Raw genomic sequence first — 26,272 nt, 5'->3', positions numbered from 1 at the left:
CCGTATTTGTCCTATGCTTTTCCTGACGTAGTTCCATTCTCCCCAGGGTCCTTTGGAAACACCAGATTAAGGATGATGGCAAGTATGGAGGTGAGGATTACGCTGTTCTCCTCCAGCATGGCGGCGATTCCGGCAGGGAACTGCGCGCTTGCGCCTTTGCAGAACTGGGTGCCCAGGCCAAAGGCAAGGGATACGCCGATAATCAGGCAGTTTCTGTTGGAGTAACCGGCTTTGGCCAGAAGCTTCATGCCTGAGGTTGCAATCATGGCAAACACGACTACGGTGCCGCCGCCAATGACGCAGTTGGGGATGGTTGACAGGACGGCTCCCACCTTGGGGCACAGCCCTGCCAGGAACAGGATGCCGCATCCAACCAGGATGACATAGCGGGAGCACACCTTGGTCAGGGCCACGATACCGGAATTCTGGCTGTAGGTGGCGGTGGGGAAGCTGTTGAAGACAGCGGAAATAATGGATGTGATTCCATTTGCAGTTGCGCCGCCGCCGATTTCGTCCGGAGTGGGTTCACGGTCCAGCCCGCCCATACAAGAAACATTAAAATCACCTATCATCTGTACGGCCACAATGAAGTAGAGCAGGATGAACATGAGGAAATACCCCATATCAAACTTAACGCCAAAGGCCAGGGGCCTGGGGACAGCAAACCATGCAGCTTCTCCAATGCCTGAGAAGCTGACCAGGCCCAGTATAACCGAGAGAATGTAGCCTGCCGTCATGCCGATGAGGATGGCTGCAACCTTGGGAAGGCCCTTGCCGTACACATTAAAGCCCAGGACCACCAGTACCACGAAGCAGCCAACCGCCCAATTCACAGGTGCGCCGAAATCAGGCGAAGAGGTGCCGCCTGCAATGTTTCCAATAGCCAGGTTGAAGATGGATACGCCAACGGTCATGACGATTGTTCCGGTTACCACCGGAGGGAAAAAAGAGGACATTTTTTTGAGCAGCGCGCCATAGCTGACAGCTACGATTCCCGCTGCAATCTGGGCGCCGAATATATAGGCAATGCCCTTGCTGCCGGCAATGGAAAGACAGGCCGGGAGAAACACATATGTAAGTCCCATCATACAGGGGAGTCCGGACCCAATCCGTATGCTGCCGATTTTGATTGGATAGAGCTGAATCACGGTTGAGATGGCTGCCCCCAGCATGCAGCACTGCAGAAGCATGTTTGCGTCACGGGCCGACAGGTTGGCTGCAGATGCAACCAGTATCATGGGAACTATGTTTCCCACGAACATGGCAAGTACATGCTGAAGTCCCAGAGGAACTGCTTCGCCCATTCCCGGCCTGCCGTCCAGTTCGAATTTGGAAGAACTGCTTGTGGTGTTAATTGGTGTCATTTTCTTGTCTCCTTTAAGTCTTTATGATTTTATCAAAAACAACATTTTGTGAAAGGTTGCCAAACTCAAAATAAAAAGAGAGCAGCAGCACTTTGTAAAAGGCTGTCAAACTCTCTGTTTAAACTACTTTATTAAATTAAATATCATTTATTTAATAAACATCTTGTTAATAAAATGACCAACACGTCAATTAGTGTAGCACAAATATTTAATAAATCAATATACGTTTGAAGAAATATTGAGTTTCGCTGAAAGTGACAATCATTTTTGTATAATTTGACCAGAGAGGTGATGAAACACATGGATGGGCCCTTGCGTTTTCCGGTGGCGCCTGTTAAGATACAAGGTAATGAATGCAGAGGACGGAGGACATTGGGAGACATGGCAAGTATCAGAGATGTGGCGAAAAAGGCAGGAGTCGGGGTCGGAACGGTTTCACGCGCTTTGAACGGAACCGGTTATGTGGCGGAAGAGACAAAGACAAAGATTCTTGCTATTGCAGAAGCGCTGGATTACCATCCCAATGAACTGGCCAGGAACCTGTTCCGCAACAGGACCGGTATCATTGGAATCGTAGTTCCGGACATGGAAAATCCATTTTTCAGCAAATTATTGAAGCACATGGAGATACAGCTGTATAAGAACGGGTATAAGGCCATGGTATGCAATACCATTGAAATCAGCAACCGGGAACAGGACTTCATCGACATGCTCCGGCAGAACGTGATGGATGGAATCATTACCGGGGCCCATTCCCTTCAGGACGATGCGTACCGGAACCTGAACAAACCGGTGGTGTCCATGGACCGTGACCTGGGACCGGACATTCCCATGATTCATTCCGACCACAGGGAAGGCGGACAGCTGGCAGCCAGGCTGCTGCTGGACGCAGGATGCCGCAATGTGCTGAATTTCGGAGGCTCCTTCCGGGTCCATACCCCTTCCAATGACAGGCATCATGAGTTTAACCGAATCATGGAGGAGAACGGAGTTGCGGTCAAGACCATTGAAATGGCGTGGAATATGATGGAGTATGACTATTACTGCCGTATCATGGAACAGTATATGGATATTTACCGCAATATAGACGGCGTCTTTACTACGGATATAGGAGCGCTCTACTGTCTGAACATAGCGAACCAGAGAGGGATAAGGGTGCCGGAGCAGCTGCATATCGTGGGGTATGATGCAGTGGACATGACCAGGCTCTTCACGCCGGAGCTGACCAGCATTGCCCAGGATATACCGGGACTGGCCAGGGCCTGTGTGGATACCATGATGGAACTTTTGGATGGAAGGCAGGTGGAAATGGAACAGGTATTGCCTGTTTCCATACAAAGGGGTGGAACGGTATGATGTGTTCCACAACAAGCAGGAGTGAACCATAATTCTGTTTTGGGAAAATATAGGAATGAAAGAATAAATAGTGCACAATATACCGAGCTATGAATTGTATATTGTGCACTATTTTTGTTTAAATTTAAAAACACCATTGACAGATTAAACGAATTATACTATATTGTGAATATGGAACGGGTTCCACATGGACAAAAAGGACAGACAAAACAGTAAAGGTGGTGGCGGGAATGTTGGAATTTGACAGAGGGGGGTATGAATGCATCTGCATATTTGCCCGGAGAACCAGTGAATCAGAGGGATGGATTTGTCTGGAAGGCCCCAGCGGGAAGGAACAGCAGATTCACATGGAGCCGGACTGGTACCGCCGGGTACTGCTTGCATTGCCGGAGGAAGGTATATACCGCATCAGTCAGGAGGGGGTATGTATTGTCCAATTATATTTAAGCGGCGGGCAGGACCTTGGAGAGCGGGGGGTCAGGTTTCTTGACACGGAAGACGGGACACAGACAGACCTGGCAGAATGGTATGACTCCCCTTACAGGGAACAGTATCATTTCGCTCCCTTCATGAACTGGGTAAATGACCCCAACGGGCTCTGCTGGTTTAAGGGATATTATCATTTGTTCTACCAGTCCAATCCCTTTGGCCAGGAATGGAATGATATGTACTGGGGACATGCGGTGAGCAGGGATTTAGTCCGCTGGACCCATATGCCCCATGTACTGGAGCCTCAGCCGTCCCTGTGGAGGGACCGGAAGCGCAAAGGCGGTGCTTTCTCGGGAAGCGCCCAGGTATCGGGAGACAGGATGTATATCTGCCTGACCCGGCACGACGGTCCGCTGGAGGATGGAGAGGATACCAGGGAATGGCAGACAGAGGCTGTCTGCGTGGACGGCATCCATGTGGAGGAGGAATGCCCCTGCATCGCGGAGAAACCAGCCGGCGTGTCCTTTGATTTCAGGGACCCCAAGATACAGAATATGGAAGGGAAGGACTATATGGTACTGGGGGCTGCCCTGGAGGGGGTGCCATCCATTCTGCTCTACGGCAGGGAGAATGGAACATGGCTCTACAAGGGGCCGCTGCTGCAGGAACATGAACCGGGCATAAGGACCTTTGAGTGTCCTGATTTCTTTGAGCTGGACGGAAAACATGTGGCGGCCGGGGCATGGATGTGCCACCGGGACCGGGAAGGCCGGTATCAGATGACACGGTGTTATATCGGAACCTTTGATGGCCGGAGGTTTCAGGCGGAGAGTCAGCAATGGTATGATTTCGGAAGCAATTTTTATGCGGCCCAGACCTTTGAACACAATGGCAGAAGGATTGCAGTGGGGTGGATATCTGATTTTTACGGTGAACACAGGCTGAGGCCGGGAGGGGCGTATGGGAGTTTTTCCCTGCCAAGGGAGCTGCACATCAGGAACAGCCGGCTGTATCAGGAGCCGGTCAGGGAATGTTACGGGCTGGCAAAGGAAAGGATACTGGAAATCAGGAATCAGAACCAGGTGAAGGGGATGGATATACCGGGCAATTCATTTCTTGTTAAGATATGGGTGAAGGGAGAACAGGATTTCCGGGTGATTGCTGCCAGGGAAGGGAAGGATACGCTCTCTCTGGTGCGCAGGAATGGAATTACGGGCCTGGTGTCCACCAGGAAGGAAGTGGAAGGAATCCATTTTCCGTCTGATATAAGGAATGTCCGTTATGTGGAACTGTTTGTGGACCGCAGAGTCACGGAGGTGTATCTGAATCATGGGGAATCCGCAGGAACCAAGCTGTTTTACCAGGAGGGCAGCACCGGATATCTGGAAGCCGAGTTTGAGGAGGGCGGACTGGAGAGACTGGAAGTATGGACCATGGAATCCATATGGAATCATAAAGCATGAAGAGAGGGAGATTATATATGAAGAATAAGAAATTGGCATGTGTTGCATTGGCAGGGGTTATGGCTGTATCTGTACTGGGCGGCTGCGGCGGTTCCAAATCCGGAGGAGGCAGGACAAACAGCGACGGCGCAAAGGTGGTGACAATCTGGAGTCCAACGGATGAACCGGCCATTGAGGAATGGTGGGCTGAAAAAATCAATGCATTTAACGAGGAGCATAAGGGAGCAATCCAGCTTAAAAGGGAGGCCATTGTGCGTGCGGACTCCTATGCTTATGAGGATAAGATTAATGCGGCAGTGACATCCAATGACCTGCCGGACATTCTCTATGTGGACGGTCCCAACATCTCCAATTATGCGGCGGACGGCATCATTGTTCCCATTGACGACTGCTTTACGCAGGAGGATTTGGATGATTTTGTGGAATCCATTAAAATTCAGGGTACATACGACGGAAAGCTGTATGCCATGGGAGCGACGGAGAGCTCCGTGGCGCTGTTTTACAATAAAGACATGACGGATGCAGCAGGCATTGCCATGCCTGATAAGATGGAGGATGCCCTTACCTGGTCTGAGTTTGGGGAGATTGCAGAGAAACTGACAACTGCAGAGGTGGCAGGCACCAACATCATCATGGACAAGGGCGAGGGACTGCCCTATGTGCTGGAGCAGTTCTGGATATCCAATGGCACGGATTTTGTCAGCGAGGACGGCGCGAAGGCGGACGGATATGTGAACAGTGAAAAGGGAATCCAGGCAGCCGGTTTCCTCAACAGCCTGATTCAGAACGGTTATGCCAATGTGGACCCCATGAAGCAGGAATTCCACAACGGAAAATGCGCCACCATGCTGGGAGGCTCCTGGGAAGTGGCAACACTGGAACAGTCATTCCCGGATATGAACTGGGGCGTTACCTATTTTCCTGTGGCTGACAACGGAGGCATCAACGCTTCCCCCACAGGAGACTGGGCAGCCTGCATCACAAAGAATGGGGACCGGGAAGCGGCCGGCGACGTTATATCCTATCTGATGAATAAAGAAAACGTGACCTCCTATGCGCAGGCCATAGCCAAGCTGCCAACCAGGGCTTCCAGCTATGACACACTTACGGAGTACAATGAATATCCGCGTTCCCTTTTTAAAGAGCAGTCTTTGAATACAGGTCATCCAAGGCCGAGGACACCGGGATATACGGTCCTGTCCCCAGGATTTTCCGAGGCAATGATGAACATATTTACAGGTGCGGACGTAAAGGAATCGCTGGACCAGCTGGCGGCTGATTTTGATTCCAATTACCAGAAGAACTATGCAGAGTAATGGATGGGGGATGACATCCCCCTCCCTCTAAGGGGAAAGGAGGCATATCATGAAGTATGGTACAAAGAGCAAGGTCCATGAAAGACATGCAGCGTTCCTGTTTGTCCTTCCGGCAGTGGTGCTCCTGGCAGCATTCCTTATACTGCCGGCCATATCCACTGTGCGCTATGCATTTACGGATTACAATATTCTGAGGCCGGACAAAATTAAATTCTGCGGACTGGATAATTTTGTGGACCTTTTCGGGGACCGGGATTTCAGAAAGTCCCTTGTGAATACAATTTATTTCACGGTTGTGGTGGTTCCCTTCCAGTGTGCCCTGGCTCTTTTGCTGGCAATGCTGATTTCATCCAGAAGAAAGGGGGTATCCATTTTCCGGGCCGCCTATTTCAGCCCTAACATTACATCCATGGTAGTGGTGGCCATTCTGTGGAGCGTACTATATAACCCCAATCCAAGCACCGGACTTCTGAATGCATTTCTTACAAAACTGGGATTTGGCGCCTGCGGATTCCTGACAGACCCAAAGACGGCCATGAACTCCATTATCTTTATGTCCGCCTGGCAGGCGGCAGGATACCAGATGATGATTTTCCTGGCAGGCCTTCAGGCCATTCCGGGGGACCAGTATGAGGCTGCATCCATTGACGGGGCAGGGGCGTGGCAGAAGTTTTTATACGTGACCCTGCCGGGACTCAAAAACGTTATCAAATATGTGGTGATGATAACCATGATTCAGGCGATGAAGCTGTTTACACAGCCATATGTCATGACCCAGGGCGGACCTCAGAATTCTACCAGAACCCTGGTGTATTATATCTACGAGCAGGGATTCCAGAGCCGGAATTTTGGGTATGCCTGCAGCGTGGCCACGGTTTTTTTCATCATTGTGGTAACCATGTCTCTGATGTTAAAGCGCATCATCAAGGCGGATTAAGGAGGGATAATCATGGGGAAAAAAGAGAAAGATACCCTGAAGCGAATCTTGTTTTACGGCGGAAATACAATTGTGGCCCTGATTTTTGTGTCGCCCCTCCTATGGATGATAGCGGCATCCTTAAAGCCTGAGGCACGGATTTTTTCGGATATGAGCACCATTAAGACGTTCTGGCCCACAGCAGCCACCCTGGGCAACTATATTGAGGTATTTACCAGGGTCAATATGCTTAAATTCATCCTGAACAGCCTGTTCTATGTATTTATCATTGTGATTTTGGATTTGGCCGTGAATTCCGTCTGCGGGTATGCTCTGGCAAAGTTCGATTTTCCGGGAAAGGAACTCCTTCTTACGGTGGTCATCAGCCTTATGGTGCTGCCCATGGAGGCCATCATGCTGCCGCTGTATAAGGAAGTGGCAAGTCTGGGCTGGGTGAACACCTGGGCAGGACTCATCATTCCCTTTGTGGGAAAATGCTTTTCCATCTATATGTTCCGCCAGTTCTTCATAGATATACCCGACGACTTACTGGAGGCAGCAGCCATTGACGGGTGCGGTCCTGTTAAAACATTTTTCACCATTGTCATGCCGATTTCAGGCACCGTATATGCCACTATCTTTATTCTGGATTTTGTGGCGCATTGGAATGACTTTATGTGGCCCATGCTGGTGGTGACAGGGGAAGATATGAGGACCATACAGCTGGCCATACAGACCTTTTTTGGTTCAAAGCCCATTCATTACGGCGCTATCATGGCGTCTCTGACCATATCAGCCATTCCTATGCTGCTGATGTTTCTATTTCTGCAAAAATATTATGTGGAGGGAATTGCGTCCACCGGAATCAAAGGATAGGTTTCCAGTTTTTCCCTAATGGCTTACCAAAAATTATGTGCTATTATAGTTTTGTAACAGAAATGTAATAATTATGTAACACATAAGGAGGTAACCATGAGAAAGATATCTATTTACACATTGTCCGCAGCTGCAGCCATGCTTGTATCCACAGCAATGCCGGTGACATCACTGGCGGCCGTATCTACATATCAGATTCCCTTTTCCAATGGAAGCGCATACGTGATTGGAATGGGAGGCCAGAACTGTCTTCCGGACAACTGGGGCCAGAATGGAAACTGGGGCCAGAACAACAACTGGGGCCAGAACAATAACGGGAACCAGAACAATGGCTGGGGCGCAGGCCCCGTGCTGCCGGATAACAGCCTGCCCCAGGTTACGCCGCCGGATTTTGTTTTCCCAACACCGGAGCTGCCGGGACCTGAGCTGCCGGACAGCCCGGACAACATGCTGCCGGACAGACCGGACAACTCACTGCCAGGCGAATCTGACAATCCGGGCACGGCTCCCGAAACTCCGGGTGATACAGTTCCCGGCAAGCCGGATAATGGCGGCAGCCAGGATGCATTTGCAGACGCAGTGGCAGAGCTGGTAAATGCAGAGCGCGCAAAGGCCGGCCTCAGCCCCCTGTCCGTCCATGAAGGTGTGGCAGAAGCGGCAAACACCAGGGCCCGCGAAATCAAGAGTACATTTTCACATACCAGACCGGACGGCAGCAATTTCAGCACAATCCTGACACAGGCAGGCATCAGCTACAGAAGCGTTGGTGAGAATATTGCCTATGGCCAGAATTCACCTGAGGCTGTTATGCAGAGCTGGATGAACAGCTCAGGCCACAGGGCCAACATCCTGAACAAGGATTTTACTTCCATCGGAGTAGGACATTATCAGGATGCCAGCGGAACGGATTATTGGACACAGCTGTTTATAAAATAATGATGTGAGTGAAGGAAAACGGAAAGAGACAGTGTGAAATAGCTGATAGCCATTTCATGCTGTCTCTTACATTTATGTTCTATCTGACGCAGGAATCTCCTGCCAGTGTTTCTACGGCATCATACCCTGCATTGAATGCCTTTGCATTGGCTTCATTGAAGCGGGATTTGCCTTTTTTCTCAAACATGTGGTTCATGGCTGCAATGGCGGCCTCCTTGGTGAAGTCTCCCATGAGCCTGACGATTGCGCCTGTCATGACAATATTTGCGCCCTTGGGATTGTTTAATTCCGTGGAAATCCTTGTGGCCGGAACTCTTACATAAGTTACATCCGTCCTGGCATTACCGGGAATTTCCACCAGGTCGCCAATCACCACTACGCCCCCCGGAGCTACCAGGGGAAGGAATTTGTGGAGGGACGGATTATTCATGGCCAGAAGCAGGTCGGGCTGTTCCTGGGATGGGTTGTAGATGGTGTTCTCGCAGTATTTTACGGTGCAGTTGGCTGTGCCGCCCCGCATGGCGGAGCCATAGGAGGGAACCCATGTCACATTGATGCCTTCTGTGGCGGCAATATCAGAGATAATTAGTCCGGCTGTCAACACGCCCTGGCCGCCGGAGCCTGCAAATACAATTTCCTTCATGTTTAATGCACCTCTCTTTTCTTGAATTCACCTAATGGATAGTAGGGAATTAACTTATTTTCAATGCGCTCCATTGCCTTTACCGGAGAGAGTCCCCAGTTGACGGGACAGGGGGAAAGTACTTCGATGACGGAATAGCCCTCATGGTTCATCTGGGCCTTAAGTCCGTTTTTGATATAACCCTTCAGCTGGTTGATTTTGGCTGGGCTGGTGACGGTTCCTCTGGCAGCATAGGCGGAGCCGGGGAATTCCCTGGCAACCATCTCCGGGAAACGAAGGGGATAACCGGTAACGCTGCAGTCGCGGCCATGGACGCTGGTGGAGGTTTTCTGCCCCTCCATGGTGGTGAGGCTCATCTGGCCGCCGGTCATGCCGAAATTGGTGTTGTTTACAACAATGACCGTGATGTTTTCATTCCGGTAAGCGGCGTTGAAGGTCTCGGCGATTCCTATGTTATATGCGTCGCCGTCACCCTGGTAGGAGACAACCAGCACATCCGGATTAACCCGTTTCATGCCCGTTGCCACGGCGCCGGCGCGGCCGTGGGAGCAGTGGAGGCGGTCGCATTCAAGGCCTGCCCCCAGGTTGGAGGAACACCCCACTCCGATGGGGAATATGATATTGTTATTTTGTTCCAGTTCGTCCAGGCATTCCATAATCAGCCTGCTGATGATTCCGTGACCGCATCCGGGACAGAAGTCCATTGGTTTATCTACCAGAACGGGAACCTTTTTTTCTTTCTTGGAAGCTGACATATTAATATACCTCCTTTTTACTGCCTGATTTTACTTCAAAATAGTCTTTTTTGATATTCCGTATTGTAGGTGTGCCAAACACATAGGTAAGGGCATATGCCGGTACATTGCGTTCCTTCAGCGCCTTTTTGGTGTATAGGGCAGCGTCATCCACCAGCTGGCCCGTTGCATTGGCTTCCACAGTGATGATTCCCTTGACCTCAGGATTGATTTTGCGGAACGCCTTTTCCGGGAATGGCCATACTGTAATGGGACGGATGATTCCCACCTTCTCTCCCTGGGCCCGCAGCTCGCGGACAGCTCCCAGGGTGCTGCGGCCCGGAACACCGTATGATACGAAAACATAATCCGCATCCTCCAGTCCCTCATCTTCCCAGCGCTGCTCATTTTCTTTGATGGTGTTGTACTTTTCCACCAGCTCCACGGCTTCCTTCATGGAGTCACGTTGGAATATGCCGATTTTCTTATATGTATAATGTCCGTTTAAAGCCCAGGGAGTCCGCTCTGCCTCCACGAAATCGGGAAGGGTAACCGGCTCCATCATTTGTCCCAGAGTAGCTTCGCCCATCATGACGGATACCACCCGGTACTTTTCTGCCAGCTCATAAGCAGGACGCATCAGGTCCACAAATTCCTGTACGGAAGCAGGGGCAAATACCAGACAGCGGTAATCACCGTGGCCGCCGCCTCTTGTCTCGCGGTTATAGTCGCACTGGGCTGAAAGCAGGGTTCCAAGCCCGTTTCCGTAGCGTACCTGGGTGATAACCACAGCAGACAGGCCCTCGTCGGACAGTGTGGATACACCTTCCTGCTTCAGGGAAATGCCTGGCCCGGAAGATGCCGTCAGAGCCCTGACTCCGGATGCTGCTGCGCCGATTACCATGTTGATGCCTGCAAGTTCGCTTTCAGCCTGCACGAAACTGCCGCCTACCTCAGGAAGACGCCAGGATAAGTATTCCATGATTTCGCTGGACGGCGTAATGGGATAACCTGCATAGAATTTCACTCCAGCCCTGATGGCTGCCTCTGCAATGGCTTCATTGCCTTTCATCATCTCTGCCATGAATCATTCAACCTCCCCTTCTGTTTCACCTAATATGTGGAATACGCCGTCCGGACATGTGGTATAGCACATTCCGCAGGCTATGCACGCTTCGTCGTCCACCTGGACGGGGTAATAACCGTTGGCATTCAGGGTATCACATTTGCTGATAGCCTGTTTTGGACAGTGGTGAATACATAATCCACATTCCTTGCAGCGGTCTTTATTTACTTTGACCTTCATAAATAATCCTCCTGTCAATACTTATTGTTGTTCTGCTGTATAGAACAATGTTCCGTTACATGGAATTATATATCCGCTGCTTTACAAATGTCAAGCAGAGGATGTTTGATTTTTACACAAAATTAAAATTGAAAATATGTTAATAATGCACAACCGGTAGGGGCCGGTTGTTGGGAAGTCATGCCGCGGCCGGGCCGCGGGCTGTTGCGGACAACGTGTTTATCCTTGACACTCTGAAAAAAATGGTATTTAATTACTACTATACAGAAGAACAGCAATACTCACAGGTTTGTGGCTGTGATACAGGAGGGGACGAGAAATGGCTGATACGATTCAGGCGTTGGACCGGGCATTGGAATTATTGATTTATCTGAACAGACAGGGGAAGGAAGTGGGTATTACCCAGATTGCTTCTGATATGGGAGTATATAAAAGCACGGTGCACCGTACATTATCCACGCTGGAGGCAAGGGGGTTCGTCAGCAGGAATCCTGAGACAGAGAAATACTGGCTGGGCAGCCAGCTGTTTGTATTGGGAAAGAGCGTGGAAAATAAGATGGGTATCCAGGAGGTCATCCGGCCCTATGCCCGCAGACTGCACCAGAGATTCCATGAGGTGGTGAATGTATCCATCCTGGAGCATAATCCAGGTGATGTGTATCACAGCGTTATCATATTGAAGGAGATGAGCGACCAGCAGCTGCTGACGGTTAATCCGCCGGTGGGGTCCCTCAGCGAGTGCCATTGCTCTGCAGTGGGTAAATGCCTTTTGGCCTTTGGCGACCATATTGACCTAACCCCTTATGAGGGGCGGGAACTGACCCGTTATACGGTGAATACCATAACTTCTCTGGAGGAGCTGAGGGAGGAGATTGATAAGGTCCGGCGCAGGGGATATGCCATGGACCATGAGGAACAGGAATTGGGACTGACCTGCATTGGCGCCCCCATACTTGACAGGAGCAAAAAGGCCATTGCAGCCATCAGCCTATCCGGGCCTACCAGCCGCATGAATTCCTCTGACATAGAAGACAGGATAGAGGCTGTATGCAATGCTGCCCGGGATATTTCCGGAAATTTTTAGGAATATCTACAGGGACTGTCCGGGAGGGGCAAAAGGAAAAAGTTAAAATGCACAAAAAATATTTGACAACAGATTAAAGCTATGCTATTATGCTGACTATAACCATTGCTGTATGTGATTAAATACAGGAAAGGGAAAGGAACAAGATATGTTTCCTTTCTTTTTTACCTCTTTTACAGAACGGTGTTCCGTACAATAGAACAACAAATAAACCACCAGACGGAAAGAGGGGATATTTTTTATGAAACTATTAATCATCAATCCTGGAGGGACATCCACGAAAATTGCTGTATTCGAGGATGAGGAGCAGATACTGAAACGGAACATCACCCATACCCAGGAAGAGTTAAGCGCCTTTAAGCATGTATTTGACCAGTTCGGCTATAGAAAGAAACTGATACTGGAAGCCCTTGAGGAGGAAGGCATTGATATCCGCCAGCTGTCAGGGGTGGCAGGAAGGGGAGGTCTTATGAATCCCATACCCGGCGGAACCTATAGGGTCAATGAGCGGATGCTGGAGGACCTGAGACGTGCAGTCCACGGTGAGCATCCTTCCAATCTGGGGTCGGCCCTGGCCAAGAGCATTGGGGATGAGGTTGGTGTTCCGTCCTTTGTAGTGGACCCGGTGTCCGTGGATGAACTGATGCCTAAGGCCAGGATTTCCGGCATCGCTGAATTGGAGCGTCCCAGCTGGTTCCATGCGCTGAACCATAAGGCGGTAGCCAGATGGGCGGCAGAGCGTATCGGAAAACAATACGAGGAATGCAGTCTGATTATAGCGCATCTGGGTTCCGGCAATTCCATTGCGGCCCATAAAAATGGACGGATGATAGACGGAAGCGGAGGCAGAACCAATGGTCCTTTTTCACCGGAACGCAGCGGCGGACTTCCCACATATCCGCTGGTGGAGCTGTGTTATTCAGGAAAATATACCTATGAAGAGATGGTGGCTAAAATCAGCAGTACCGGAGGCATGTATGACTACCTGGGCACCAAGGATGCCGGGGAAGTGGAACAGCGGATGAGGCAGGGAGATGGGAAGGCGAAATTGGTCTATGAGGCATTTGTGTACATGGTTGCAAAGGAAATTTGTTCCTATGCCGCTGTGTTTGAGGGAAAGGTGGACTGCATTGTACTTACCGGCGGGATTGCCCATTCGCAGTATGTGGTGGATGAAATCAGCCGCATGACAGGCTTCCTGGCCCCGGTGGAAGTGGTGGCAGGGGAATTTGAGATGACAGCCCTTGCTCTTGGGGCCTTAAGGGTGCTCAGGGGAGAAGAGGCGCCCAGGGAATATGAATGAGCTGGCCATATGAGAGGAAGAGGGTGTATTCATTGATTAAGGAGCAGAAAGAAAAGAAACTGCCCGGAGCAGGCATGTCCTTCATGGTGTTTGGGGCTGCTATTGCAGTATTGCTGGCAGGCGTGGTCATACTGGACTATGACATACATATAGTGCTGCTGTGCGCCCTGGCCGTGGTGTGCATGGCGTCAGCGGCTTTGGGATACAGTTTCCCTGATTTGGTGGACTGCATGAAAAAGTCCCTGGGCCAGGCCCTGGCGGCCATGATTATATTCTTGTTTATCGGTATTATTATCAGCTCGCTGATATTTTCCGGGACAGTGCCGGCGCTGATTTATTACGGACTGCAGTATATCATTCCCAATTATTTTCTGCCTATCGGCCTGCTCCTTTGCAGCCTTACTTCAATTTCCATCGGTACATCATGGGGGACGGTGGGCACCATGGGGCTGGCTATGATGGGAATTGGGGCAGGAATGGGGATTCCGGCCCCGCTGACAGCTGGAATGGTGATTTCCGGGGCATTTTTCGGCGATAAGATGTCCTCTATTTCAGACAGTACCAATCTGGCTCCGGCTGCAGCAGGAACAACTCTGTATGCCCATATAGGCGCCATGTGGAAGACCACATTTCCTTCCTATATCATTACGTTAGTGATATTTACCATCCTGGGACTTTCCTACCACGGTGCAAATTTCAGCATGGATACCGTGAACCTGTTCCTGGACGCCATCGGAGGGAGGTTCCGCATCAGCCCTCTGGTACTGGTACCCATGGCGGTCCTTCTGGTGCTTAACCTGATGAAATTTCCGGCTGTTCCCAGTATGGCCATCGGTACGGTGCTGGCAGTTATGGTGGCGGTATTTTACCAGGGATATCCTCTCAGGGAGGTAATGGAAGGATTAAACTACGGTTATGTGGAACCAACCGGGGTGGAGCTGGTGGATAAGCTGCTGCTAAGAGGCGGGATACAGAGCATGATGTATACATTTTCCTTGTCCTGCATTGCCATTGCGTTCGGAGGCGTCATGGAGCATGTGGGATACCTGCCACAGATTGTAAAGGTCATCATAAAGAAGGTTAAGAGCGACCGTATGATGGTACCGGTGGTCATTGCCAGCACCACCTTCGGTACGTTGACCATGGGGGAGGTATTCCTGTCCATCGTGGTGAACGGAAGCCTCTACAAGGAAGCCTTTAAGGAGAGGGGGCTTCGTCCGGAAATGCTTTCCCGCCTCCTGGAAGAGGGCGGCACACTGACACAGGTGTTTATTCCCTGGTCAACCAGCGGCGTGTTTATTCTGTCCACACTTGGAGTAGGCGTGTCCCAGTATTGGAAATACGCTGTATTAAATTATGTAAATCCGATTTTGTCCATTGTACTGGCCATGTTCGGTGTCTATGTGCTGCGGGAAGGTGAGGAGAATAAAAAAGGAATCTGCCACAGATTGGCCCACAGCCATAAATTAAGTTAGATGTTATGGAAGATATGAGGAGAATCAAATCATGATAAAGAATTTTAAGGAATTACAGGAAAGGGTCCGGTCCGGGAAACCATTGGTGGTAAGCGTGGCCCAGGCGGCTGACCAGGAACTGCTTTTATCGGTAAAGGCTGCGGCAGACCATGGCTTCATCCGCCCTGTTCTTACGGGAAATAAAGAAAAGATTGCAGAGATATGCGGTCATATCGGACTGTGTCCCCTGGAAATATTGCAGGCGGATACAGAGGAGGAGGCAGTGGAAAAGGCTGTCAGGGAAGTACATGATGGAAAGGCTCAGGTACTGATGAAGGGGCTTGTGAATACCAGCATCTACATGAGGGGAATCCTGAACAGAGAGTGGGGGCTGCGTACCGGACGCCTTCTGTCCATGATGGCTGTCTATGAGGCGCCTAATTACCATAAGCTGCTGTTTTGTTCTGACAGCGGAATCAATGTGGCTCCCGGCCTGGAACAGAAGAAGGATATCCTTAAGAACCTGCTGTATGCAGTGGACAACATGGGAATCCACAACCCTAAGGTGGCGGTTCTCACAGCCAATGAGATGGTGGATTCAAAGGTGGTATCCACCACGGACGCGGCAGGGTTAGTGGAGGCAGCCATGAATGAGGAAGGCTTTCTTCCGTGTATCATAGAAGGTCCTATTGCATTTGATGTGGCATTTGACCCTAAAGCAGCGGCCCATAAAAAGATTGACAGCAAAATTACAGGGGACGTGGATTTGGTGGTGTTTCCCAATATAGAAGCCGGCAACATCATGGGGAAGTCATGGATACATCTCTGCCGCAGCCCATGGGCCGGAATCGTGCTGGGAGCTTCCAATCCGGTAATACTGGGGTCACGTTCAGATACAGCGGAAATCAAACTGAACTCCATTGCATTGGCCTGCCTGGCAGCCCAATCAGGAAGATAACAGGAAATGAATTATGAACCGCTGCATGGGCAGCGTAGAGGAGGGTTTTATGTCTAATTCAAAGGTCTCAATCACCGGCAGGCAGCTTTTGATTGTGTTTTTCATGGGTCTTGCATTTGCGGTTGTATATGCAACGCCTTTTGTACAGTATGTATTTTACGATGACCTGGCAGGCGCGCTCCATGCCAGTAATACGCAGCTTGGTCTTCTGATTGCCATATTCGGCATAGGTAACCTGCTGGCGCCTTTTGGAGGAGCGCTGAGCGATAAGTTTAACACGAAAAAGGTCTATCTTTTGGGCATGTTTATTACGTGCGCCCTGAATTTCCTGCTGGCCATGAACATGAGCTATGGGTTTGCCATCTTTATCTGGGCCGGGCTGGCTGTTGCAGGTCTGATTCTCTATTTTCCGGCTCATACGAAGCTGGTGCGTCTGGTGGGAGATGAGGAAAGCCAGGGTACCATATTCGGCTTTACGGAGTCGGCCTGCGGTCTGGCAAGCGTAATCATCAACTTCATTGCACTGGGACTTTACGCCAGGGTGGCTGTTGGAGCCATGGGCGGTGTGGCAGGACTGAAGGCAGTCATTATAAGCTATGGCACGGTGGGACTCATAGCTACCATTGCCCTGGTGTTCCTGCTGCCTGACCCTGAGAAAGCGGGAACCGCCGGGGATGGCGCAGCCGGCAGGGACCTTGGTGACGGCATGGCGGAATCAAAGCTATCCCTGAAGGAATGGATGGGAGTATTTAAAGACCCGCGCACCTGGTTTGCGGGCATTGCAGTATTTGCAACCTATTCCACATACCAGACCCTGTCCTACTTTACCCCATATTTTACCAATGTATTGGGAGCCACTGTGGTGGGGTCAGGCGCTATTGCCATCATCAGGACCTACGGAATCCGTATTGTTGGGGCTCCTTTGGGCGGGTACATGGGGGACCGGATTCATTCCGTGTCATCCGTCATAGCCACTGTGCTGTCCTGCGGTGCAGTCATCACCCTGATTTTCATGTTCATGCCTGCAGGAGTTCCCTCAGTGCTCCTTACTGTTATGACGCTGGTGATTGGATTCATGGTACATATTGCCAGAGGCGCCATGTTTGCAGTGCCCTCTGAAGTAAAAATCCCCCGGCGTTATGCAGCCTCCACGGCAGGCGTTGTATGCGCCATCGGATTCTGCCCTGATTTGTTTCAGGCGGCCATGTATGGCCATTGGCTGGATACCTGCGGAAATGCAGGATATACCAGAATATTTATCTATATCATTGTGATTATGGCAGTAGGGGTTATCAACGGCGTGGCAACCGTGGTTTATAAGAAAAAATATGTTGCCACAGGACGGGTTCCGGTGGAGGGCCAAAGCCAGGGCTGATTAATATCCCAAAAGCCGGGAAGGCGTTGTAAGACAGCGGTCGCGAAGCTGGTTTACAGCGCCTTCTGTTTTTGTGTCATGAGCCTCCCTGAGGGACAAGGGTCCGCACTTCACATAGGGACCGCAGGACCCGGCCTTTTTCCGGACATAGAATGAAGGCCCAAAGAAAAAATAAGAATTGCATCAAATGGCAGGATATGGTAGCGTTATAATTGGGTCCGTGCCTTTGTATAAGAAGCATACGGTCAGGGGAAACTCAATTAGATGGATTGTCCTTTTAAGAGACATGAATCAGCATGACGGAAGGATAAAATAGGAAAAGCTTCAAAGAACAGACAAAACATAACAGAACATAAACTATGGAAAGAGAGGAAAAGACAATGAGCAAAGCATATGACCAGCTACGAACATACATGGATAAAGCCATGGCCATCAAGACAGCCATGACATTGTTCGAGTGGGACAACGAGACGCTGGCGCCTAAGGAGGCAGGAGAGCTGACATCCAAGGTGATTGGAGTGCTGTCAGGAGAGTATTTTCAGGCAGTGACCTGCAGCGGGATGAAAGAGCTGCTGGATAAATGCAGCGGGGACAAGGAGCTGACAGAGGCGGAGGCTGCCAATGTCAGGGAACTGCTAAAGGAGCGGGAACAGATATGTCCCATACCTCAGGAGGAATACCAGGAATTTGCCCGCCTCACAGCCAGGGCAACCAGTGTTTGGGCCAAGGCAAAAAAGGACCGGGATTTTGAAGCATTTGCCCCTACCCTTAAAAAGGTAATTGAGTTTCAGAAGAAGTTCGCAGGCTACAGGGCAAAGGATGGCAGGAAGCTGTATGATGTGATGCTGGATGACTATGAAAATGGATTTTCCATGGAGAATCTGGACCGGTTTTTCAGCATCCTGAAAAAGGAACTGGTGCCGTTTCTCAAAAAGGTGATGGAGGAGGGAAAGAAAATAGATGATTCCTTCCTGACAGGCAGCTACCCGGAGGAGAAGCAGGAGGAGCTGGGGCGGTTTCTGGCGGAATATGTGGGATTTGACTTTGACCGGGGCGTCATGGCAGTCAGCGCCCATCCATTTACAACCAATCTGCACAATAAGGATGTGCGCATTACCACCCATTACACTGACAGCGTGGACAGCTCCCTGTTTTCCGTTATCCATGAGGCAGGCCATGCCATCTATGAGCTGGGTATCCGTGACGACCTGACACTGACGCCCGTTGGACAGGGAGCCAGCATGGGCATGCACGAATCCCAGTCACGTTTTTTTGAGAACATCATTGGGCGCAGCCGTTCCTTCTGGGAGCCTGTGTACGCCAGGGTGCAGGAGATGTTCCCGGAACAGCTGGGGAAGGCGGACCTGGACCAGTTTGTGGAGGCAGTCAACAAAGTCACGCCCGGATTAATCCGCACGGAAGCAGATGAACTGAGCTACAGCCTTCATGTACTGATTCGGTATGAAATTGAAAAAATGCTGATAGAGGAAGATTTGGACGTGGAAAAACTGCCTGAGATATGGGCTGATAAATACGAGGAATATCTGGGGGTACGCCCGGAGAATCCGGCAGAGGGAGTGCTTCAGGACATCCACTGGTCCCAGGGGTCCTTTGGATATTTTCCGTCCTATGCATTGGGAAGCGCTTTCGGCGCCCAGCTGTACTATCATATGAAGGAAATCATGGATTTTGACGGCCTGCTGAAGGAAGGAAAGGTGGATGTAATTCGTGATTATCTGAGAGAACACATCCATCAGTACGGAAAACTGAAGGACAGCCGCCGGATACTGAAGGACGTGACCGGGGAAGATTTCAATCCGGAGTACTATGTCAGGTATCTGAAAGAAAAATATAGCAGGATTTATGGATTATAGTAGTGAAAAGTCAGATATTATGTATACAATGAAAATATAAAACGGTAGGCATTTAAGTTAGAACCCCGTAGATAAAGTCAAAAAAGCGCTGGTTCAATTGGATGAGCCAGCGCTTTTTAAAGTAATCCTATAAAATTTTATACTTGAAAATACTGGATTCTTTAAAATAGCGGGCCAGGTTATTGATATAATTAACCATCTGTTTCAAATCCAGTGATGCTCCCAAAAATGCTGTCATGTTCCCTATCTCCAGGACTTTACCCCGGCGGAATTTAGTTACTGCTTGTCCCGGCGTGTTTGTGGGAAGTGTTCTAGCAGATGCATTTTTCATGATATATTGTTCCAGCTCTTTTATATCATCCAGGTTTACTTCACTTGCTGGCAAACAGCTATAATCGTAAAAACAATCCACTTGGGAATACATGTCAGACAGCGATTCTTTGTCCAGTTGGGATGCATTCTCCTCAAGTATCCGTTCCATAACATATAAATACATCTCTTTTGCGGACTCTGCATGCAGACTCTCACCATATATTTCATACTCTATGGACAGATTCTTTTTAGAGAGTGTATTTTTCGGTATTTCATAAGATGAAATTTTTGATAATTTCAATATATCCTGAAATATCTGCAAGGTTTCAGGTGAAATGGCATCATCGTCTCTGTTTTTAAGAAGTATTGTGAAGGATGATAGTATCTCACATAACTCCATCCATTCTTCTGAGATTCCTGACCGTTTTAATTGTTCTTTCAGCAAATAAAATTCGTTTGTGAGCGGGGAGGTATCGCCATCTGGCCTTAGAGATTCTCCCTCCTTTGTCTGGGGCCTGCATAATTCAATGACATCCGTTTCGTCCATCTCTTCATTCAGATATGCTGGACTGGAGAGATAAGCCATGAGGCACATGGACTTGCCTTTGACCATCATTGTGAGAAATTGGTGGTTGGTAAGGATGAAATCATAAAGCTTGGAGTAGGAAAGTTGAATGCCCAGTATGCCCAGTAACAGGACATCTCTTAAATTCTGTGTTTCACTGTTTTTCACTGCTCCGTTGACCATACGATTCAGGGCATAGACATTCAAGAGTCTCTTTATAGCTCGAGGATTGTTGGCAGTACATAATTTCATTAACTCAAATAAATTTTTATGTATTTTAGAATCTTGAATGGAAAGGCCGAGTCCGTTTAACAAATTTTCTACATAGTGTTCCACATTGTAATAATTGACTGGCACCATGAAAGGAAGTTGGATGATTTTTTCAAAAAAGCTTCGTGCTTTGCTTTCCTGGGTTTCACCAAATTTATCTTTCACGCCGCGGACTACTACATCATAATCTATGGCCAGTATGAAAATGCAATATTCGCAGTCTAGAAAATTTTTCATAATTTCCATTAGTTCTACGGCCCGGTATGGAGCAATCCGGTCCAAATCGTCGATGAAAAAAACAATCCGGTCATAGCCATATTGTTTACAGCAGTATTCCACATATGCTCCGAATGTCTTTTTGAAATCTCTCATGGCTTGGGATTCAGTATGCAGATATTTTTGATAATCCCATTGGCCATCCTGGGCTGAGGCTCCTTTCATGGAATTTTTTACAGTTTCCGTAAAATCCTTTAAACCTATTTTTTCATCGGCAACCTTATCAATATAGCTGTTGGTGATTACTTTCATGACCTTGCTCATCGCCTCTACAGGCTTAGCATTTTTAAGGTTCTGTGTACTGCTTTTATCTTTATCTTCAAAAAGCTGTTCGATTAAATCAGTAATAAACATCACATTTAATCTGGAGACAGAATCAAACTGGGCATATTGCCAAGTATTAAACCATACGGCCTTATATTTAAGACCTGTGGTGTTGTTTAACTGGTTTTTGACCATGTTCATGATGCTTGTTTTGCCACTTCCCCATTCACCCTGGATTGCTATAGTTAATGGGGTTTCACAGCTTTTGATGAAATTGGCCAGACCATTTATATATGGGGTTATTTCAAACTCATCTTTGTATGCAGGTAAGTCAGTAACGGAAATTAATGTTTTATCATTCGCACTCATTGACAATATTCCTTCCATATGTAGTTAATGATGTATGAACACGGCATCATTTTATGAATTATACTACAGGTCAGAGTTTATGGCTATGTTTTTAAGTAATTATCAAGGTTTTCGTAGAACCGGACAGCCTGCTTGTAATACCGCAGTTTTTCTGGTAGAATGACTCTGAGTAAGTAATACCAACAACAAAGGAGAACGGATATGTCTGACTGCAGAAAATATGTGGACTACATAATGGAACAGACCCAGAAGCTTCTGGCCATTGACAGCCCTTCCGGCTATGGCAGGGAAGTGACCGGGTACCTGTTAAAGGAACTGGAGGCATTGGGGGTACCGGCTCACCGTACTGAAAAGGGAGGCGTGATTGCTGATTTCGGCGGGAAGAACAAGGCGGACGGAATTCTGCTGGAGGCCCACTGCGACACCCTGGGCGGTATGGTTACCCAGATTAAGGACAACGGAAGGCTGAAGCTGACTAATATAGGAGGCATGAAACCGGCTAATGCCGAGACTGAGAATGTGCGGATTGTCACCAAAGCGGACGGAATCTATGAGGGAACCTGCCAGCTGGCGGACGCCTCCGTGCATGTAAACGGCAGCTATGAGAAGACAGAGCGCACCTGGGATACGGTGGAGGTGCTGATTGATGAGGATGTGAAGTGCAGGGAGGACGCTGTTAAGCTGGGCATCATGCCGGGAGATTATGTGTGTTTTGAGCCCCGGACCAGGATTACCCCATCCGGTTACATCAAGAGCCGCTTTCTGGATGACAAGCTGTCCGCCGCCATTTTAATGGGCTATGCAAAATATCTTAAGGATGAGGCAGTGACCCCTGAACGCCGGGTCTATGCCCACTTTACCATCTATGAAGAGGTGGGCCACGGCGGTTCCTCCTCAGTTCCGGACGGTGTAACCGAAGCATGGTCCGTGGACATGGGCTGCGTGGGAGAGGGTCTTCAGTGCACGGAGCGCCAGGTGTCCATCTGTGCAAAGGACAGCGGAGGACCTTACAATTATGACATTGTATGCCGCCTTGTGGAACTGGCAAAGGAGCATGGAATCAGCTATGCCGTGGACGTATACCCCCATTACGGCTCCGACGTAGAGACTACCCTGAAAGCAGGTTACGATGTACGCCACGCCCTCATTGGTCCCGGAGTTTACGCATCCCATGGCTATGAGAGAAGCCATAAGGAAGGCGCAGAGAATACCTTCAGACTGATTCAGGCATATATCGGGTAAGTCTGGGAAAATATCATATAATAACCTAAATATCGCCCGCCGGCATTAGAACGGTGCGGCGATATTTTTTGTGCGGCAAAATCCCTGAAACATAGGGCTGTCCCCGGATTCATATATTAGTTGTAAGGGGATTACCCTGATACGGGAAGGAGGGATTGGATTTTGTGAATAAACGCATCATATGGGCGGCCCTCACCGGGCTTATGGTGCCTTATGTAGGAACCCTTGCATGGACAGGCACAATCCGGGGAGAGGAGCTGCGCTATGAGCAGCAGAAGGAGGTGTCCGGCAGGCGCAGGATTCTTTTGGACCGGACCAGCGGCTCCTATTATATGGATATGGAGGAATACCTGCCGGGAGTCATTGCCAGGCAGATGCCGGTGGAGTACGAGCCGGAAGCACTGAAGGCACAGGCCATCATTGCCAGGACATACATATGCAGGCAGATGGAAGGCTTGGGGGACGGGGAAGAGATAGCAGAATCCGCCCTGGACATGGATTATCTGGAGGCGGACCAGCTGAAAAAGCTGTGGGGGTCCAGCCGGTTTCCGGATTACTACAAAAAACTGGAGGATGCGGTTAAGGCCACGTCCGGCATTGTCATGACCTACGAGGGTAAATGCATTGACCCCATGTACTGCAGGGCCACGGCCGGAATGACCAGACAGGGGGATTTTACCCATCCGTATCTTCAGACCGTGGACTGCCCCGGGGATGTGGAGGCAGAGGGATACATGCAGATGCTCTCCTTTTCCAGGGATTCGTTTACGGCGGCCATCAACAGCATTCCGGCCGGGGAATCCGGCTCCAGGACCATTGAAGCCTCCCAGGTGCCGGACACCATACAGATTGTGTCCAGGGATGAAGCCGGGTATGTGGATGACGTCCAGATTGGCAATGCAGGATACACCGGCGAGGAGGTGCAGTACGCTCTGGGCCTGGCTTCCTCCTGTTTTGTGCTGGAGCCGTATGAGGACGGCATCAGGGCGGTGGTGAAGGGCATCGGGCACGGCTACGGGCTGAGTCAGGCCACTGCCAATGAGAAAGCAAAGGAGGGATGGAAGGCCGAAGATATCCTTGGATATTTTTATAAAAATATTGCTTTCATTTCTGAATAAGTAGCCTTGGTTTGGTAAGAATAGTACCGAGGTGATAAACGTGAAAGAGAAAGTAAACCAGATGTTCAAGGATAAGCTGTTTCTTGTCATGCTAGTGTTAGGCCTGCTGACTATAGTAGCCGCAGCAGGAGTGATTACCGTACAAAGAGGAAAAGGTAATGAGACAAATCCATACCTTGAAGTGCCCCAGCCAGAAATGATTGCCCAGGAGACAGCACCGGAAATGCCCCAGGTGGCAGGTGCCTCTGACGCGGCAAAAGAGACACAGAAGAGTGAACCGGCTCCCACCCAGGCAGCGGTTGCCCAGAATGCCAACCAGGGAAATGACCTGGCGGCGGAAGCAGGCGCAGGCAGGGATGCAGCTGATGCACTGGTACTCAATTTTACAGATACCAGTAAGATGGTGTGGCCTGTAAAGGGAAATGTACTTCTGGACTACAGTATGGACCAGACCATTTATTTCCCCACCCTGGACCAGTACAAATGCAATCCCGGCCTTGTGATTCAGTCCGATGTCAGCACACCGGTGGAAGCCCCGGCCAATGCCAGAATCCTGGAAGTGGGTTCCAATGAGGAAATCGGAAATTATGTTGTCATGGACCTGGGCAACGAGTACACAGCAACCTGCGGCCAGCTGAAGGAAGTCTGCGCGGCAGAGGGCGAGTACCTTAAAAAGGGACAGACCCTGGGCTACGTGTCCGAGCCTACCAAGTATTATTCCGTGGAAGGCGTCAATGTATTCTTTGAGCTGAAGCACCAGGATAAGACGGTGGACCCTCTGGATTATATGGAATAGGGTTCATAAAAGTATGGACAAAACGTAAATATCAGGAAGAGATTCCGGAAGAGCAGAAAGCAGAGCCATGTTTTCTGCCCTTCTTTTTTTACATAAAACAGGGGAAAAACTGCCTGACAACATGAAAATACCATGCCGGAATGAAAGTACACCCCGGAAAAACATGAAAGTATTCCTCCTGCATTGATTGCAAATTGACTAAAAACAGCTGTATAATGTATGATTGGGTTGTACAAAATGAACATGCAAGCTTGCAGCAAATAAAAAATGGAAGAAAAATAGGATAAGAAGAAAAAACAGAGTGTATAGGAGGATTATGATGAATAAGAGATTGATTGCGCTTTTAACCTGTGCGGCCATGTCCGCGTCAGCCATGACAGGCTGCGGCTCTTCAAATACGGGAGTGTCCGGTGAGGGAAATACGGCTGCATCAGGGGACGGCAGCCAAAAGGTTACCATAAAGGTGCTGGATAATTACGGAGGAATGGTGGAAGAAATGATTTCCGTATATGAAGAGCTTAACCCGGACGTCAACATTGAATATGAATATGTGCCCTCCGATTCCTACTATTCTAAATTTACAGCGCTGAATGTGGCAAATGAGCTGCCGGACGTGGTCATGACCAACTCCCAGTTCATTGGGGACCAGGTGCAGAGCGGCCTGCTGGTGGACCTGACCAGCGCAGTGGAAAACGGACAGAATTATGAGAAGGACGCAAACTGGGGAGAGACAATCAATCCGACCCTGCTGAGCAACTGCAAGGCCACCCTTAAGGCAATCGGCTCCGACTACGCGGACAAGCTGTACGGTGTGCCATTTACCATGACCACTGTGGCTGTTATCTATGACAAGAACGTATATAAGGAACTGGGACTGAGTGTTCCCGCTACATGGGAGGAATTTGAGAAAAACTGCGAGGCCATAAAAGCAGCCGGAAAGATTCCCGTATCCATGCAGCAGCAGAACATGGACTGGTGGCCGCGAATCTTCTGGGACCAGTACTGCCGTGAGGAGCTGGATGCCAATCCCAATGCCTTTGAGGACGGTTCCATGACCTTCTCATCTGAGAGTGTCAGGAAGGGCCTTGAAAAATTTAAATATATGTGGGACCAGGGGTGGTTCCCGGAATCCGGCCTTACGGGCAACCGGGAGACCATGCAGCAGCTCTTTGTACAGAAGGAGCTGGTTCAGGTCATGCTTCAGCCAAACTATCTTTCCTATCTGACTGAGAACGTGCCGGAGGGAGTGGAGCTGGCTTCCTATGCCCTGCCGGGTGTGGAGGGAAAGCCTGCCAGATGCCTGGGCGGTTCCAGCAGTATCTGGGCAGTGACCAATTCCTCCAAACACCAGGAGGAAGCCATTGAGTTCGTGAAGTTCATGACGTCCAAGACTGCATTTTCAGAGGATTATGCGAAATTCATCAACCCCGGACTTACCAACTTTGAGCTGACCAGCGACAACGAGGCCATGCAGGGATACATTGACGCAGGTAAAAATGGCTTTATTCCTGATATCTATGTGCCAGTGAACATAACAACGGAAATCCAGAACACATTCCTGACAGACCTGGAGCCCAATTACCTGTTAGGCACCTACGACATAGATTATGTGACGGACCAGCTGAACCAGCTCTATGAGGAGACCTATCTGTCCAACCTGAACTGATGCCGGG

22 protein-coding genes are annotated in these 26,272 nt (G+C 49.6%); 16 read left to right on the top strand and 6 right to left on the bottom strand.

Going from position 1 to position 26,272, the window contains the following annotated elements:
• Positions 1-11 precede the first annotated feature (11 nt).
• Positions 12-1,364 carry a nucleobase:cation symporter-2 family protein gene (locus FGS84_RS16045; protein WP_138309549.1) on the bottom strand — a complete coding sequence of 451 codons (1,353 nt, stop codon included), beginning with the start codon at positions 1,362-1,364 and terminating at the stop codon, positions 12-14.
• Between the two features lie 381 nt (positions 1,365-1,745).
• On the opposite strand from FGS84_RS16045, the gene FGS84_RS16040 reads away from it, so the two are divergent.
• The 6 genes from FGS84_RS16040 (at position 1,746) to FGS84_RS16015 (ending at position 8,656) form a co-directional block, all read left to right on the top strand.
• On the top strand, positions 1,746-2,720 hold the full coding sequence (locus FGS84_RS16040; protein WP_138309548.1) for a LacI family DNA-binding transcriptional regulator: 975 nt from the start codon (positions 1,746-1,748) through the stop codon (positions 2,718-2,720).
• A 230-nt stretch (positions 2,721-2,950) separates the two neighbouring features.
• A complete protein-coding gene (locus FGS84_RS16035; protein WP_138309547.1) occupies positions 2,951-4,612 on the top strand; it encodes a glycoside hydrolase family 32 protein in 1,662 nt (553 codons plus the stop codon).
• A 17-nt stretch (positions 4,613-4,629) separates the two neighbouring features.
• On the top strand, positions 4,630-5,928 hold the full coding sequence (locus FGS84_RS16030; RefSeq protein WP_138309546.1) for a sugar ABC transporter substrate-binding protein: 1,299 nt from the start codon (positions 4,630-4,632) through the stop codon (positions 5,926-5,928).
• A gap of 49 nt (positions 5,929-5,977) precedes the next feature.
• Positions 5,978-6,865 carry a sugar ABC transporter permease gene (locus FGS84_RS16025; RefSeq protein ID WP_138309545.1) on the top strand — a complete coding sequence of 296 codons (888 nt, stop codon included), beginning with the start codon at positions 5,978-5,980 and terminating at the stop codon, positions 6,863-6,865.
• 12 nt (positions 6,866-6,877) lie between these two features.
• Entirely contained in the window at positions 6,878-7,720 is an 843-nt protein-coding gene (locus FGS84_RS16020) for a carbohydrate ABC transporter permease (RefSeq protein WP_138309544.1), read from the top strand.
• Positions 7,721-7,816: 96 nt separating this feature from the next.
• Complete coding sequence (locus FGS84_RS16015; RefSeq protein WP_138309543.1) at positions 7,817-8,656, top strand: CAP domain-containing protein; 840 nt, start codon at positions 7,817-7,819, stop codon at positions 8,654-8,656.
• A 79-nt stretch (positions 8,657-8,735) separates the two neighbouring features.
• On the opposite strand, the gene FGS84_RS16010 is transcribed toward FGS84_RS16015, so the two are convergent.
• From FGS84_RS16010 to FGS84_RS15995, 4 genes are read right to left on the bottom strand one after another with little or no spacing between them, the layout of a single operon-like run.
• Positions 8,736-9,299, bottom strand: coding sequence for a 2-oxoacid:acceptor oxidoreductase family protein (locus FGS84_RS16010; RefSeq protein ID WP_138309542.1), 564 nt, complete (start codon positions 9,297-9,299; stop codon positions 8,736-8,738).
• A 2-nt stretch (positions 9,300-9,301) separates the two neighbouring features.
• The gene (locus FGS84_RS16005) at positions 9,302-10,054 is read right to left on the bottom strand and encodes a thiamine pyrophosphate-dependent enzyme (RefSeq protein ID WP_138309541.1); all 753 of its coding nucleotides are present in this window, start codon (positions 10,052-10,054) and stop codon (positions 9,302-9,304) included.
• Position 10,055: 1 nt separating this feature from the next.
• Positions 10,056-11,117, bottom strand: coding sequence for a 3-methyl-2-oxobutanoate dehydrogenase subunit beta (locus FGS84_RS16000; RefSeq protein WP_138309540.1), 1,062 nt, complete (start codon positions 11,115-11,117; stop codon positions 10,056-10,058).
• A gap of 3 nt (positions 11,118-11,120) precedes the next feature.
• Positions 11,121-11,339, bottom strand: coding sequence for a 4Fe-4S binding protein (locus FGS84_RS15995; RefSeq protein WP_138309539.1), 219 nt, complete (start codon positions 11,337-11,339; stop codon positions 11,121-11,123).
• Between the two features lie 319 nt (positions 11,340-11,658).
• Here FGS84_RS15995 and FGS84_RS15990 point away from each other — a divergent pair, with 319 nt between their 5' ends.
• From FGS84_RS15990 to FGS84_RS15965, 6 genes are all read left to right on the top strand, one after another.
• Positions 11,659-12,423 (top strand): IclR family transcriptional regulator, encoded by a 765-nt coding sequence (locus tag FGS84_RS15990; protein ID WP_138309538.1) that lies wholly within the window; start codon positions 11,659-11,661, stop codon positions 12,421-12,423.
• Between the two features lie 241 nt (positions 12,424-12,664).
• Positions 12,665-13,726 carry a butyrate kinase gene (gene buk, locus FGS84_RS15985; RefSeq protein ID WP_138309537.1) on the top strand — a complete coding sequence of 354 codons (1,062 nt, stop codon included), beginning with the start codon at positions 12,665-12,667 and terminating at the stop codon, positions 13,724-13,726.
• The gene (gene nhaC, locus FGS84_RS15980) at positions 13,723-15,201 is read left to right on the top strand and encodes a Na+/H+ antiporter NhaC (protein WP_240305295.1); all 1,479 of its coding nucleotides are present in this window, start codon (positions 13,723-13,725) and stop codon (positions 15,199-15,201) included. Before buk ends, nhaC begins: the two co-directional genes overlap by 4 nt.
• Before the next feature lie 31 nt (positions 15,202-15,232).
• Positions 15,233-16,138, top strand: a complete 906-nt coding sequence (locus FGS84_RS15975; protein ID WP_138309535.1) for a phosphate acyltransferase — start codon at positions 15,233-15,235, stop codon at positions 16,136-16,138.
• Positions 16,139-16,187: 49 nt separating this feature from the next.
• Positions 16,188-17,513 (top strand): MFS transporter, encoded by a 1,326-nt coding sequence (locus tag FGS84_RS15970; protein ID WP_138309534.1) that lies wholly within the window; start codon positions 16,188-16,190, stop codon positions 17,511-17,513.
• Between the two features lie 380 nt (positions 17,514-17,893).
• The gene (locus FGS84_RS15965; RefSeq protein WP_138309533.1) at positions 17,894-19,387 is read left to right on the top strand and encodes a carboxypeptidase M32; all 1,494 of its coding nucleotides are present in this window, start codon (positions 17,894-17,896) and stop codon (positions 19,385-19,387) included.
• Positions 19,388-19,514: 127 nt separating this feature from the next.
• Here the strand turns inward: FGS84_RS15965 and FGS84_RS15960 are convergent, their stop codons facing one another.
• Positions 19,515-21,443: a P-loop NTPase fold protein gene (locus FGS84_RS15960; protein WP_138309532.1), complete on the bottom strand. Its 1,929-nt coding sequence runs from the start codon at positions 21,441-21,443 to the stop codon at positions 19,515-19,517.
• Positions 21,444-21,644: 201 nt separating this feature from the next.
• Here FGS84_RS15960 and FGS84_RS15955 point away from each other — a divergent pair, with 201 nt between their 5' ends.
• From FGS84_RS15955 to FGS84_RS15940, 4 genes are all read left to right on the top strand, one after another.
• Positions 21,645-22,685 (top strand): M42 family metallopeptidase, encoded by a 1,041-nt coding sequence (locus FGS84_RS15955; protein ID WP_138309531.1) that lies wholly within the window; start codon positions 21,645-21,647, stop codon positions 22,683-22,685.
• Between the two features lie 164 nt (positions 22,686-22,849).
• A complete protein-coding gene (locus tag FGS84_RS15950; protein ID WP_138309530.1) occupies positions 22,850-23,803 on the top strand; it encodes a SpoIID/LytB domain-containing protein in 954 nt (317 codons plus the stop codon).
• 40 nt (positions 23,804-23,843) lie between these two features.
• Positions 23,844-24,599: a M23 family metallopeptidase gene (locus FGS84_RS15945; protein ID WP_138309529.1), complete on the top strand. Its 756-nt coding sequence runs from the start codon at positions 23,844-23,846 to the stop codon at positions 24,597-24,599.
• A 316-nt stretch (positions 24,600-24,915) separates the two neighbouring features.
• Positions 24,916-26,265: an ABC transporter substrate-binding protein gene (locus FGS84_RS15940; protein WP_243129995.1), complete on the top strand. Its 1,350-nt coding sequence runs from the start codon at positions 24,916-24,918 to the stop codon at positions 26,263-26,265.
• Positions 26,266-26,272: the final 7 nt, after the last annotated feature.

It is taken from the genome of Clostridium sp. 1001271st1 H5 (genome assembly GCF_005845215.1).
Classification (GTDB): domain Bacteria; phylum Bacillota; class Clostridia; order Lachnospirales; family Lachnospiraceae; genus Enterocloster.
Note: the sequence above shows the minus strand (reverse complement) of the source record. Positions and strands in the feature narration are given on the sequence as shown.

Coding starts and splice junctions, on each gene's coding strand:
- FGS84_RS16010 (WP_138309542.1), bottom strand. CDS start 9,299: ATGAAGGAAATTGTATTTGCAGGCTCCGGCGGCCAGGGCGTGTTGACA.
- FGS84_RS16045 (WP_138309549.1), bottom strand. CDS start 1,364: ATGACACCAATTAACACCACAAGCAGTTCTTCCAAATTCGAACTGGAC.
- FGS84_RS16030 (WP_138309546.1), top strand. CDS start 4,630: ATGAAGAATAAGAAATTGGCATGTGTTGCATTGGCAGGGGTTATGGCT.
- FGS84_RS16025 (WP_138309545.1), top strand. CDS start 5,978: ATGAAGTATGGTACAAAGAGCAAGGTCCATGAAAGACATGCAGCGTTC.
- FGS84_RS16040 (WP_138309548.1), top strand. CDS start 1,746: ATGGCAAGTATCAGAGATGTGGCGAAAAAGGCAGGAGTCGGGGTCGGA.
- FGS84_RS15975 (WP_138309535.1), top strand. CDS start 15,233: ATGATAAAGAATTTTAAGGAATTACAGGAAAGGGTCCGGTCCGGGAAA.
- FGS84_RS15955 (WP_138309531.1), top strand. CDS start 21,645: ATGTCTGACTGCAGAAAATATGTGGACTACATAATGGAACAGACCCAG.
- FGS84_RS15965 (WP_138309533.1), top strand. CDS start 17,894: ATGAGCAAAGCATATGACCAGCTACGAACATACATGGATAAAGCCATG.
- FGS84_RS16005 (WP_138309541.1), bottom strand. CDS start 10,054: ATGTCAGCTTCCAAGAAAGAAAAAAAGGTTCCCGTTCTGGTAGATAAA.
- FGS84_RS15940 (WP_243129995.1), top strand. CDS start 24,916: ATGATGAATAAGAGATTGATTGCGCTTTTAACCTGTGCGGCCATGTCC.
- FGS84_RS16035 (WP_138309547.1), top strand. CDS start 2,951: ATGTTGGAATTTGACAGAGGGGGGTATGAATGCATCTGCATATTTGCC.
- FGS84_RS15970 (WP_138309534.1), top strand. CDS start 16,188: ATGTCTAATTCAAAGGTCTCAATCACCGGCAGGCAGCTTTTGATTGTG.
- FGS84_RS15995 (WP_138309539.1), bottom strand. CDS start 11,339: ATGAAGGTCAAAGTAAATAAAGACCGCTGCAAGGAATGTGGATTATGT.
- FGS84_RS16015 (WP_138309543.1), top strand. CDS start 7,817: ATGAGAAAGATATCTATTTACACATTGTCCGCAGCTGCAGCCATGCTT.
- FGS84_RS16000 (WP_138309540.1), bottom strand. CDS start 11,117: ATGGCAGAGATGATGAAAGGCAATGAAGCCATTGCAGAGGCAGCCATC.
- FGS84_RS15960 (WP_138309532.1), bottom strand. CDS start 21,443: ATGAGTGCGAATGATAAAACATTAATTTCCGTTACTGACTTACCTGCA.
- FGS84_RS16020 (WP_138309544.1), top strand. CDS start 6,878: ATGGGGAAAAAAGAGAAAGATACCCTGAAGCGAATCTTGTTTTACGGC.
- nhaC (WP_240305295.1), top strand. CDS start 13,723: ATGAGCTGGCCATATGAGAGGAAGAGGGTGTATTCATTGATTAAGGAG.
- buk (WP_138309537.1), top strand. CDS start 12,665: ATGAAACTATTAATCATCAATCCTGGAGGGACATCCACGAAAATTGCT.
- FGS84_RS15990 (WP_138309538.1), top strand. CDS start 11,659: ATGGCTGATACGATTCAGGCGTTGGACCGGGCATTGGAATTATTGATT.